This is a genomic window from Chitinophaga sp. (assembly GCF_017745275.1).
Lineage (GTDB): Bacteria > Bacteroidota > Bacteroidia > Chitinophagales > Chitinophagaceae > Chitinophaga.
In genome coordinates, this window is sequence record NZ_JAGHZS010000015.1 from 1 (window position 1) to 12,176 (window position 12,176).

General features: G+C 46.5%; 9 protein-coding genes. 7 read left to right on the forward strand and 2 right to left on the reverse strand.

The window, feature by feature from the left end; genetic code table 11:
- Positions 1–27: 27 nt before the first annotated feature.
- Positions 28–1,200, reverse strand: a complete 1,173-nt coding sequence (gene galK / locus J7623_RS31520) for a galactokinase (protein ID WP_291929344.1) — start codon at positions 1,198–1,200, stop codon at positions 28–30.
- A gap of 155 nt (positions 1,201–1,355) precedes the next feature.
- A complete protein-coding gene (locus tag J7623_RS31525; protein ID WP_291929347.1) occupies positions 1,356–2,684 on the reverse strand; it encodes a sugar MFS transporter in 1,329 nt (442 codons plus the stop codon).
- Between the two features lie 197 nt (positions 2,685–2,881).
- Here J7623_RS31525 and J7623_RS31530 point away from each other — a divergent pair, with 197 nt between their 5' ends.
- The 7 genes from J7623_RS31530 to J7623_RS31560 all read left to right on the forward strand — a co-directional run bounded on the left by J7623_RS31530 (position 2,882) and on the right by J7623_RS31560 (position 12,149).
- On the forward strand, positions 2,882–4,798 hold the full coding sequence (locus J7623_RS31530; RefSeq protein WP_291929350.1) for an MFS transporter: 1,917 nt from the start codon (positions 2,882–2,884) through the stop codon (positions 4,796–4,798).
- Positions 4,770–5,735 carry an ROK family protein gene (locus J7623_RS31535; protein ID WP_291929352.1) on the forward strand — a complete coding sequence of 322 codons (966 nt, stop codon included), beginning with the start codon at positions 4,770–4,772 and terminating at the stop codon, positions 5,733–5,735. The genes J7623_RS31530 and J7623_RS31535 overlap by 29 nt, the downstream gene beginning before the upstream one ends.
- 109 nt (positions 5,736–5,844) lie before the next feature.
- Positions 5,845–6,900, forward strand: coding sequence for a N(4)-(beta-N-acetylglucosaminyl)-L-asparaginase (locus J7623_RS31540; RefSeq protein ID WP_291929354.1), 1,056 nt, complete (start codon positions 5,845–5,847; stop codon positions 6,898–6,900).
- Between the two features lie 136 nt (positions 6,901–7,036).
- On the forward strand, positions 7,037–7,792 hold the full coding sequence (locus J7623_RS31545) for a copper homeostasis protein CutC (RefSeq protein WP_291929355.1): 756 nt from the start codon (positions 7,037–7,039) through the stop codon (positions 7,790–7,792).
- Positions 7,793–7,940: 148 nt separating this feature from the next.
- Positions 7,941–8,825 (forward strand): alkaline phosphatase, encoded by an 885-nt coding sequence (locus J7623_RS31550; RefSeq protein ID WP_291929357.1) that lies wholly within the window; start codon positions 7,941–7,943, stop codon positions 8,823–8,825.
- Positions 8,826–8,948: 123 nt separating this feature from the next.
- On the forward strand, positions 8,949–9,716 hold the full coding sequence (locus J7623_RS31555) for an endonuclease/exonuclease/phosphatase family protein (RefSeq protein WP_291929358.1): 768 nt from the start codon (positions 8,949–8,951) through the stop codon (positions 9,714–9,716).
- 144 nt (positions 9,717–9,860) lie between these two features.
- Entirely contained in the window at positions 9,861–12,149 is a 2,289-nt protein-coding gene (locus J7623_RS31560) for a family 20 glycosylhydrolase (RefSeq protein WP_291929359.1), read from the forward strand.
- Positions 12,150–12,176 lie beyond the last annotated feature (27 nt).

Sequence of the window (12,176 nt, forward strand, 5' to 3'; positions counted from 1 at the left end):
TCTGTCAACCTATTCTAGGACGACTCATTATGCTTTTGTTTCGGCTGTTACTTTCTTTTCCTGCACAGATACGCCATCTTCAATAGTGGTCACATATACTTCCGGCTCTTTACCATATTGATCGTGGTAACGGGCTTTGATGAAAGATACATATTCCTCTACCTTTTCTGCCTTCACCAGGTTGATGGTACAACCACCGAAACCACCTCCCATTACACGGGCGCCGGCCACTTCTGCGCGTTCACGGGCCAGGGATACCAGGAAGTCCAGCTCCGGGCAACTTACTTCATAAAGCTTGCTCAAGCCTTCATGGGTAGCATACATCAGCTCTCCGAACTGTTGCAGGTTACCTTGTTTGAGTAACGTCGTAGCATCCTGTACACGTTGAATTTCCCCGATCACGTAAGCGCAGCGGTCGTATACTTTCGGGGAAATTTGTTGTTTCACTTCTTCCAGCATCGCCATCGTGGTATCGCGCAACGACTTCACCGCCGGATGATTCACCTGGATAGCCTTTACACCTTCTTCGCATTGCTGGCGACGTACATTATATTCAGAGGACGCGAGTGAGTGATGTACCATGGAATTGCACAGCACCACTTTGTAGTCAGGGAAGTTGAACGGGAAATATTCAAAGGCCAGGCTGCGGCAGTCCAGGCGCATTACCTGGTCTTTTTTACCATGCAGGTTCGCAAACTGGTCCATGATACCACATTTTACACCTGGGAAAGTATGTTCCGCCTTTTGACCAATCAGCGCCATTTCCATCCGGTCCAGGCTGTAGCCCATCAGATGGTCCAGTGCCGCTACCAGTCCGCCTTCTACTGCCGCGGAAGAGGACAAGCCGGCGCCTACCGGGATGTCGCCGGATACCACACAGTCAAAACCGGATACAGGCAAACCACGCTCCTGCAACTGGTTTACCACGCCCATCAGGTAATTGATCCATCCGGGAGTAGGCTTTACGTCGTCCAGTGAAAATGAAACGGTTTCATTGGTAAAAACAGCATGGGCATTACATTGCCGGGTGTTATTGAGTGCAATAGCGTACACGATTTTTTTATCAATCGCTGCTGGCAACACAAAACCGTCGTTATAATCGGTATGCTCGCCAATCAGGTTGATTCTGCCGGGGGAAACGACCATCAGTGGCTCTTTCTCAAATAAGTGGATAAACTGCTCCCTGGTTTTTTGTATCATTCAAAGAAAATTAAACGTAAAATTTACACCTAAAAATATAAAAATGATTTGGAAAAGCAAAAAGCCGAAGGCAAAAAGCAAAAAGCTATAAAAGCGAATGACCAGAGCGGATATTTGCTCTGGTCATTCGCTTTTATAGCTTTTTGCTTTCAGCTTTATGCTTTCGGCTTTCCTATCTTATCGCCTACCAGCGCATAAAACAGGATATACAGGTAGCAGGGCACCATGCAGTACAGGAATGCGTGTCTGAAATCGATGCTGGCGCTGTACAGGAAATTAAACATACTGTGTTCATTGAACATACCAGCATATACCTGTGGCAGCACACCACCGCCCACAATACCCATTACCAGTAAAGCGGAGCCGATTTTGGTGAAACGGCCCAGGCCATCAATCGCCATTGGGAAAATAGCAGGCCACATCAGGGCGTTTGCCAGACCCAGTAATGCGATGAAGGTTACCGCAGAAGCGCCGGTATTAAAATAGGCCGCTACTGTAAATACCACACCCAATACAGCTGAAATCTGAAGGCCTTTCTTACCGGAGAGGTATTTCGGAATGGTGGCAATACCAATTACATACCCTGCCAGCATAGCTATCAGGGTGAAAGTGGTAAAGTATTTACTGTCGTCTATGCTCATACCCAATGAGGTACCATATTGACCAATTACGTCACCAGCCATTACTTCCACACCCACATATACAAAGATGCAGATAACACCCAGCACCAGCTGAGGGAACTGGAATACGCTTGTTTTACCAGAGGTAGCTGCTGCCGTAGTAGCATCTTCCGCATTGGTATCTATTTCAGGTAAAGAAGAACGTTTCAGGAGGAATGCCAGCACAGTTAATACAATAGCAATAACCAGGTAAGGCCCGATTACACGGGAAGCCAGGCTGTCCAGCAGGGCGCTTTTCTGGGTGGCGTCTACCGCTGCAGCGATATCTGCTTCCAGCTTCTCTGCACCTTTTAATACAATAGAGCTGAGGATCAACGGTGCCAGTGCACCGGCACTCTTATTACAGATACCGAGGATACTGATACGTTTTGCAGCACTTTCTTTTGGCCCGATGATACTGGCGTAAGGATTGGAAGCTGTTTGCAGCAATGCCAGTCCGGCGCCCTGTACAAATAAACCGGTCAGGAAGATACCAAAGCTACGTGCGTTGGCTGCAGGGATAAAGATCAGGGAACCAACAGCTATGATCAGGAGTCCTAAGGCCATCCCGTTCTTGAATCCCGTTTTATTCAGGATAAAAGAAGAAGGAATTGCCAGGAAGAAATAAGCCATAAAAAAGGCCATCGTTACCAGCAGTGCCTGTGCCACGTTAAGCTCACACACAATTCTGAAAAACTGGATCAACGTTCCATTGAGCCAGGTCACAAAGCCGAATACGAAAAACAACATGCCTATAATGGCCATTGACTGAGCATATCCTGCCTGCTTGGGAGGTAGGTTCATTGTTACTGTTTGGTTGGACATAAGCTGTCTGAATTATTTTTTTGATAAGCTACGAACATAATTAAACTTCTGCTATATTTCATGTATATTTCGCAAATATTTTTGCTAAAACGTTTTACCTAAATACTAAATTGCAAGAATAATTTTACTTTTTAAAAAATTTTAAAAAATTCTTTATACATTTATCCGGCAAAATTTCACTGTAACTTAACACGTTTATGACTCAGCAATCAAAACAAAACGCACAAAGTACCCATCCATCGTTCTTTGTGCTTATTCTGGTTTTCTTTTTCTGGGGATTTCTGGCTGCGTCCAACAGTATCTTTATCCCTTTCTGCAAGTCTCATTTTAACCTTACCCAGCTGGAGTCTCAACTGATAGACTTCTCATTCTACAGTGCCTATTTTATAGGCTCGCTGATTTTGTACCTGGCATCTGTTGCAAGGAAAGTAGACATACTTAATAAGATCGGTTATAAGAAGGGTATTATTTACGGTTTATTAATTTCCGTACTCGGATCCGTGATCATGATTCCTTGCGTGAACAAAGAAAAGATTGTTCCGATTAAGGAAACCGTAGCAGACATCAGTAGTTTCCAGGTAGAACAACAACTGCAAACTTCTGACAGGCAGGTAAAAATCCGCCGCGAGAAAGAAGCAGATACTTATTCCCTGCTCATCAGCGACAATGCCTCCGCAGAAAAGTATACCACTAATCCACAGTTAACAGCAGCCGTTTCCGGCGCTTTCACCAAAGATGCAGAGCATCATCAGTATGCTGCCACTTTCACCAAAGCTAACCTGGACAAGGTGCTCACGGTGCTGGACACAGACTTTAAACAAACAGTTACTTTCGGATATTTTGCCCTGATCCTGATGGCTTTATTTATAGTTGCCTTAGGATTTTCCCTGCAGCAAACTGCTGCCAATCCATTTGCTATTTTATTAGGTGATCCTGCCAAAGGCGCACACCGTCTGAACCTGGCGGGTGGTATCAACTCTTTCGGTACTACCATCGGCCCCATTATCGTGAGCATGTTGCTGTTCGGTAATATTAAAGGTGGTGATGTAAGTACTGATATCAGCAAGATCAATACTTTATACTTCTTATTAATTGCCCTGTTCCTGATTGCTGCTGCTATTTTTGCTTTTGTGAAGATGCCGGAAAGCCAGGACACTGAAGCGTTTGAATCTTCTCCCAAAGCTACCAGGTCATTACTGGGTATCACTTTCATGTTTATCCTGATCCTCATGGGTCTGGTCCTGAAATTTGAACTGCCTATGTTTATCGCCGGTATCATTGGTATTGTAGGTATCCTCTTCTATTCTAAAACAGTATCTGCCGGCAACAGCGAAGGCTGGGGCGCCATGAAATATCCACAACTGATCCTTGGTATGCTGGCTATCTTCATCTATGTGGGAGTGGAAGTATCCGTTGCCAGTAACCTCGGCGCACTGCTGAAACATCCTGGTTTCCTCACCGCAAAAGGTCTGGCAGAATCAGAACTGGATCCTTATGTATCCCTGTTCTGGGGTAGTATGATGATTGGTCGCTGGACCGGTGCCATCAGCGTTTTCAACGTATCCAAATCTGTACGTAACATACTGTGTGTAGTGGTTCCTTTTGTAGCTTACGGTGTTATTCTCGGCGCCAACAGCATTAAAGGCAACGACATCTCCGTGTTATATCCTTATGCGATCTGTATAGTAGTGCAGATCATCGGCTTCTTCGCCGGCCAGGATAAACCTGCTAAAACCCTGATGGTCTTCGGTCTGCTGGGTGTTACTTCTATCCTGATCGGGTTATTCTCCACCGGCCAGCTGGCTACGTTTGCATTCATCAGTGCCGGTTTGTACTGCTCTGTAATGTGGCCAAGCATTTTCGCATTATCTATCGCTGGTCTCGGCAAATATACTGGTCAGGGTTCTGCCTTCCTGATCATGATGATCCTCGGTGGATCCCTCATTCCTCCTGTACAAGGTGGTCTGGCAGATATTCCAAGCATTGGCATCCACGCCTCTTATGTTATTCCGGCGTTGTGCTTTGCTTACCTCGCGTTCTTCGCATTTAGAGTTAAAACCATTTTAAAATCTCAAGGAATTGATTATGAGTCAGCAGTTAGCGGTGGGCATTGATATCGGAGGCACTAACACCAAATTCGGCATTGTAGATCGCAGAGGCAATATTTTATGTGATGGTCGCATGTTGACCAACCAGCATGAAGATGTAAATGGCTTTCTCGATGAATTACACGGACATATGTCTGCCCTCATTGAACAGGCAGGCGGTATTGAAAACATAAAAGGCATCGGTGTAGGCGCTCCTAACGGCAACTACTACACCGGTAATATCGAATATGCGCCTAACCTGCGCTGGAAAGGAGTAGTACCTTTAGCCAGCCTGTTAGAGCAGAAATTTGGCCTGCCTACCGTACTCACCAATGATGCCAACGCGGCAGCTTTGGGAGAACTGATCTATGGCGCTGCCAGAGGGATGAAAGACTTTATCGTGATCACCCTGGGCACAGGTGTAGGTAGCGGTATTGTTGCCAACGGACAACTGATTTACGGACACGATGGTTTTGCAGGTGAACTGGGCCACTGTATCGTATTGCCAGGTGGCCGCTATCACCCGGGCACTGGTGCACACGGTTCACTGGAAGCCTATGCTTCTGCTACCGGCGTTACCAACACCGCTATCGAGTTCCTGGCTACCCGCCCGGATACCCCGAGCATCATGCGCGAGCATACCAATGAAGAAATCAATTCCAAACTCATCTACGAAGCTGCCATGAAAGGCGATCCGCTGGCCATGGAAGTTTATGAGTTCACCGGTAAAATTCTCGGTGAAGCGCTCGCCAACTTCGTGATGTTCTCCAGCCCTGAAGCCATCGTACTATTCGGCGGCCTCACCAAAGCAGGAGACCTCATCATGAAACCTGTTCGGGAACATATGGAAAAGAACCTGCTCCCTATCTTCCAGAATAAAGTTAAATTGCTGTTCTCCGAACTGAGAGAAAGCGATGCAGCTATTCTGGGCGCCAGCGCACTGGCCTGGGAAATGAAGGACTAAAAAGCCCTTAGCTGTTAGCTTTTTAAGGAGATGTAAATGCAGCGGAGATCGACTATATTTACTTAACGTATTCTAACAGCCAATCGCTAAAAAAGCTAAAAGCTATTTTATGAATAATAGAAGAAGATTCCTGAAAACAGCGGCCCTTGGCGCCGCTGTTTTCTCTTTAGATGGCATCACCGGCACCACTGCAAGCGCACAGCGTAAAAGCGGTCCCGTAAAAGGAAAGCCTATTGTAGTATCTACGTGGGACTTTGGTCGCGCTGCCAATGCTGCTGCCTGGGAAATATTAAAAAAAGGCGGTCGTGCACTCGATGCCGTAGAAGCAGGCGTGAGAGTACCGGAAGCAGATCCCAACAATCACACGGTAGGTTACTCCGGCTATCCTGACCGCGATGGCCGCGTTACCCTGGATGCCTGCATTATGGATGAACATGGTAACTGTGGCTCTGTGGCTGCTTTAGAACATGTTACCCATGCTATTTCTGTAGCACGTTTAGTGATGGAAAAAACACCGCACGTGATGCTGGTAGGTGACGGCGCCCTGCAGTTTGCATTGGCTAATGGTTTCCAGAAAGAGAACCTGCTTACCCCGGAATCAGAAAAAGCATGGAAAGAGTGGTTGAAGACATCGGAATACAAACCAGTCATCAACATAGAAAATAAATCATACACCCCTACCAACGGTGCTACTGCGTTTAATCCGCTGATGCTGCCAGGTAACGTGTATAATCATGATACCATCGGAATGGTAGCTCTCGACGCAGAAGGCAACCTCTCCGGCGCCTGCACCACCAGTGGCATGGCCTTTAAATTACATGGCCGTGTTGGGGATTCTCCCATCATTGGCGCAGGATTATATGTAGACAATGAAATTGGCGCTGCTACCAGCACCGGCGTTGGCGAAGAAGTGATTAAAATTGTAGGTAGCCACCTGGTAGTGGAACTGATGCGCCAGGGATATCCACCGGAAAAAGCCTGCAAAGAAGCAGTAGACCGTATTGTAAAAAGGAGTCCTTCTAAAGCGAAAGAAATACAGGTAGGTTTCCTCGCACTCAATAAAAAAGGAGAACACGGCGCTTACTGCCTGCAGAAAGGATTCAGCTATGCAGTATGCACCAGCGATACCAGCAATATTTTAATTGATGGAAAACATCATTTTTAAATGAGCAGAAAGCAAAAAGCAGAAAGCAAAAAGCTATTGACGCGATTGATTAAAGCGTATTAACATCCGCTATGGTCAATCGCGTCAATAGCTTTTTGCTTTCTGCTTTCAGCTTTCAGCTTCTAAAAACAAACATATGTCCTTCACCCTCGAAATATGCGCTGCATCTGTAGCTTCGTGCATTGCTGCAGAAAAGGGCGGCGCCAACCGGATAGAACTCTGTGATAACCTGCTGGAAGGCGGTACTACTCCCAGTTATGCCACCATTGCAGTTGCCAGGGAAAAAGTAAAAATAGACCTCTACCCTATTATACGCCCACGTGGCGGCGACTTCCTTTACTCCGACCTGGAGTTTGAAGTCATGAAAAAAGATATTGAATTATGTAAGCAACTTGGCTGTAATGGTGTAGTCATCGGTATTCTCACCGCAGATGGACGCGTGGATAAAGAACGCTGCAAGATACTGACATCACTGGCATGGCCCATGGGCGTCACCTTTCACAGGGCCTTCGACATGACGGATAACCCGTTTGAAGCACTGGAAGATATTATTTCTATTGGCTGCGAACGCATCCTCACGTCCGGCGCGCGGAATACTGCCATAGAAGGTGCTGCCCTGCTGAAAGACCTGGTGATACGTGCCAACGATCGCATCGCCATCATGGCAGGATCAGGCGTGCGGGCCAATAACATCGCACAGCTGATCACGGCTACCGGGGTAACAGAGTATCATACAACTGCCAAAGCCTACGAAGAAAGTAAAATGGTATATCGCAATCCCAATGTAAGCATGGGCGGTATTCCCGGCGTACCTGAATATGGCATCTCCGCTACTCAGCAAAAAGAAGTAGCATTAATCCGTGAAATTGGCGAAAAAACATTACTATCTTAGCTCAGCTTTTAGCCACTAGCTATCAGCTTTTAGCTCTTTCTATGCAATATCTCTTTAACTAAATAAATACCTTACCAATAACTATATAAATCCGCTGGCTAATAGCTAACAGCTAATGGCTAACAGCTAAAAAAAAGTGAACAACGAAATGAAAAAACTGATCATTGCAACAGGCTTGTTGCTTGGCGGACTCTTCGCGCAGGCACAGGTCAAAGGGGTAAAGCACGTTATCCTGATTGGCATGGATGGATTCGGTTCCTATTGCTTTCCAAAAGTGGATAACCCTAACATGAAACAAATGATGCAGGACGGTGCATGGACCCTGGAAGCGCGCAGCGTATTGCCTTCTTCCAGTGCAGTCAACTGGGCATCCATGGTCATGGGCGCTGGCCCCGAAATCCACGGATACACAGAATGGGACAGCAAAAAACCAGAACTGCCTTCCCGTGTACTGGATCAATATGGCATGTTTCCTTCGATCTACACCCTGTTGCGTGAACAAAAACCAACATCTGAAATAGGCGTTATCTATAGCTGGAACGGTATTGGTTACCTGTTCCCCAAAGCAGCTGTTAACAAAGACATGGCCTGCCATGACAACGACAGCCTCGCTACTGCCGCTTCAGTAGCATATATTAAAGAGAAGAAACCGGACTTCCTTTTCATCCACTTCGATGAACCGGATGGTACCGGGCACAATATTGGTCACAATATTCAACCTTATTTTGACCAGGTACACAAGAATGATATTTTGCTCGGCAAAATATTACAGGCCGTGAAAGATGCCGGCATGTGGGACAATACCATTATCCTGCTGACCGCAGATCACGGTGGTATCAAAAAAGGACATGGCGGCAAAACCATGGAGGAAATGCAGATTCCATGGATTATCCGCGGACCTGGTATTCCTAAAAACAAAGAAATTAAAAGCAGTGTAATGACATACGATACCGCTGCTACCCTGGCATGGATCTTTGGATTGAAAACTCCGCAGGTTTGGATCGGAAGACCCGTGAAAGAAGCGTTTAAATGATTTTGGAGTGCCGGAAAAACAGGTATATGTCAGCATAATAACAATTTGGTATTATCACCGTTATAATGCTTCCCATACAAATGTCTATTTTCTGGTATCTGCAAATCCCTAAATATTGATGCTATGAAAAAAATGCTGCTCATCACCCTGGTATGCTTTACAGGCGCTACACTTTTTGCACAAGTGCAGAAAGTAAAAATACTGACCTATAACATACATCATGGGGAAAACATGAAACAGGTACTCGACCTGCAGGGTATTGCCAATGTGATACTGGCAACTAATCCTGACCTGGTAGCGCTACAGGAAGTGGATAGTTTCACCTCCCGCACCAACCAGTCGGATCAGCTGAAGGAACTGGCATCTATCACAGGGATGTACACCTACTTCGTAAAAGCCATGGACTTTGACGGCGGCGGTTATGGCACCGGCGTCCTGTCACGCTTTCCCATCAACAGTGGTGTTACCCTGCCCTTGCCATCCTCGAAAAATAATGAGCCCAGAGCAGCGGGCATCGTCACCATCAAATTGCCCGGCGATAGCAGTCTCCGTTTTGTAACTACCCACCTCGATGCCGGTAAACGCGCCACCGACCGGGTAGCACAGGCGAATGCACTGGCAGATTATTTCCGGGAAACAGGTACGCCTGTGATCATGGCGGGCGACTTTAACGCCTTGCCCACATCAAAGGAAATCACAATATTGAAACAGGTATTCACAGATGCTACTCACCAGATGGGACCTACGTTTCCTTCCGATACACCGAAGATAAAACTGGACTACATCATGGTAGCTCCCAGGCATAAATGGACAGTAGTAGCCTCCCGGATCATTGAAGAAACTATTGCCTCCGATCACCGCCCCGTGCTGTGTGAACTGGAGCTGCGATAAGCATAAAGCATAAAGCACAAAGCATAAAGCTATTGACGCGGAGATATTAGCGAAAATATCTGCTTTAATCTACACTTCAATAGCTTTTTGCTTTCAGCTTTCTGCCTTCAGCCAAACAACAAAAAACAATTAAAAGATATGACAATGAAAAAAACGCTCCTGTGTCTTGCCTCCGCCGCAGCACTGTGGGGATGCTCCGGCTCCCAGCAGACATCTGCCCCCAAAGGCAAGGTGAGCATCATTCCTATGCCTGCCAGCATCAGTGAAAAAGCAGATTCCTTTTTACTGGATAAACAAACGGTGATTGTAGCTACCAATGAAAGCGACAAAAAAACAGCGGCACTGTTTAACGCATGGCTCAAAGAATTAACCGGCTACGAACTGGCTATCAAGGACCAGGGCGATAAAAACGCCATCGTATTGCATACCGGTAAAGACACAACTAACGCCGAAGGATATACGCTAAATAGCGATCATAATACCGTAACCATCAATGGTAACAGCAACAGCGGCACTTTCTATGGCGTACAGACGCTGATACAACTGCTTCCCGTAGAAAAAGCCAATGCCATGTATATCCCGGGTGTCAGCATCACCGATGCTCCCCGCTTCGCCTATCGTGGTTTGCACCTGGATGTAAGTCGCCACTTTTTCTCCGTAGAATTTGTGAAGAAGTACATCGATCTGCTGGCTATGCACAAGATGAACACTTTCCATTGGCACCTGACAGATGACCAGGGCTGGCGGATTGAAATAAAGAAATATCCACGCCTGCAGGAAATTTCTTCCAAAAGGAAGGAAACCATGGCAGGCCGTTATGCCGACAACAAATACGACGGTAAACCTTATGGTGGCTATTATACACAGGAACAGGTAAAAGAAGTGGTGCAATATGCCGCAGATCATTTTGTAACCGTTATTCCTGAAATTGAAATGCCCGGCCACGCACTGGCAGCACTGGCCGCCTTCCCTAACCTGGGCTGCACCGGTGGTCCTTACGAAACCGGTACCCACTGGGGCGTGTACGACGATGTGTATTGTGCTGGCAACGACAGCGTATTTCTTTTCCTGCAAGATGTACTGGATGAAGTATTACCATTGTTCCCCAGCAAATACATCCACATAGGTGGCGATGAATGCCCGAAAGTACGTTGGCAGAAATGTCCTAAATGCCAGGCCCGCATGAAAAAAGAAGGCCTGAAAGATGAGCATGCCCTGCAAAGCTATTTCGTTCAACGTATGGAGAAATACCTGAACAGCAAAGGCCGCCAGATTATTGGCTGGGACGAAATCCTGGAAGGTGGACTGGCTCCTAATGCCACCGTAATGAGCTGGAGAGGCATTGAAGGCGGTATTACCGCAGCACAGCAAAAGCACGATGTAATTATGACACCGGGCGAGTTCTGCTACTTCGATCACTACCAGTCCAAAAGCCCTAATGAGCCGTTGGCCATTGGCGGATTCCTGCCTGTGAACAAAGTATATAGTTACGAGCCGGTACCTACCGAACTGAATGCAGATCAGGCCAAATATATTAAGGGGGCTCAAGCCAATCTCTGGTCTGAATACATTGGTAACAATGATTACATGGAGTACATGGTATATCCACGTGCCTGCGCATTGTCGGAAGTATTATGGTCGCCAAAGGATAAGCGTAATTATGACAACTTTGTTGAGCGACTGAAAGTACATGTAAAACGCCTGGAGCTGAAGAAAGTAAACTACGCCAAACATGTATTTGAAGTGAAAGGCGCCGTAACAGAGAATGGCAAAGGCGGTGTTCACGTAACCCTGAGTAGTCAACTGGAAGGTGGTAAAATATTTTTCACTACCGATAGTACTGCTCCTACCCCTCAGTCGACTCCTTACACGCAGCCCATTTCCATCACCCATGCAGGCACAATCCGTGCACAGGTATTTTCAGACGGTAAACCATTTGGCAATGAATTCAGCCAGACATTTATCTTCCACAAGGGAATGGGTAAAAAAATAACCCTGGCAGCGGCGGCAGACAAGAGCCACAGCCCTGCCAGCAATTTTGCGATGGTAGATGGAATCGAAGGGCTGGCTTCCTATGACGATGATGGCCAGTGGTTTGGCTTTAAAGGCATCAATATGGAGGCAGTAGTAGAACTGGACAGCATCCAGGATATTCACGGGGTTGGCATTAATACAGTTAATTTAAAAAGCGACTGGATTTATCCGCCCAAACAGGTGGTATTCTCCGTGTCTGACGATGGCAAAACCTATAAAGAAGTATACAAGCAAACTGCCTTTACGCAACAGGGCATTAACAAAGTACGTGGCAAACTGCAACAGGTACGTGGTCGCTTTGTAAAGGTGCAGATGCAGAACTTTGGTAAGATTCCTGCCGGTGCAGAAGGAGCAGGCAATGGAGCATGGTTGTTTGCTGATGAGTTCATAATTGATTAAAAATCAGAAAACCGTTCGCGCAATTGC

Bases quoted from the DNA above. Each gene is read 5' to 3' on its own strand.
- J7623_RS31555 (WP_291929358.1), top strand. From the start codon at position 8,949: ATGAAAAAAATGCTGCTCATCACCCTGGTATGCTTTACAGGCGCTACA.
- J7623_RS31560 (WP_291929359.1), top strand. From the start codon at position 9,861: ATGAAAAAAACGCTCCTGTGTCTTGCCTCCGCCGCAGCACTGTGGGGA.
- J7623_RS31545 (WP_291929355.1), top strand. From the start codon at position 7,037: ATGTCCTTCACCCTCGAAATATGCGCTGCATCTGTAGCTTCGTGCATT.
- J7623_RS31540 (WP_291929354.1), top strand. From the start codon at position 5,845: ATGAATAATAGAAGAAGATTCCTGAAAACAGCGGCCCTTGGCGCCGCT.
- J7623_RS31525 (WP_291929347.1), bottom strand. From the start codon at position 2,684: ATGTCCAACCAAACAGTAACAATGAACCTACCTCCCAAGCAGGCAGGA.
- J7623_RS31530 (WP_291929350.1), top strand. From the start codon at position 2,882: ATGACTCAGCAATCAAAACAAAACGCACAAAGTACCCATCCATCGTTC.
- J7623_RS31535 (WP_291929352.1), top strand. From the start codon at position 4,770: ATGAGTCAGCAGTTAGCGGTGGGCATTGATATCGGAGGCACTAACACC.
- J7623_RS31550 (WP_291929357.1), top strand. From the start codon at position 7,941: ATGAAAAAACTGATCATTGCAACAGGCTTGTTGCTTGGCGGACTCTTC.
- galK (WP_291929344.1), bottom strand. From the start codon at position 1,200: ATGATACAAAAAACCAGGGAGCAGTTTATCCACTTATTTGAGAAAGAG.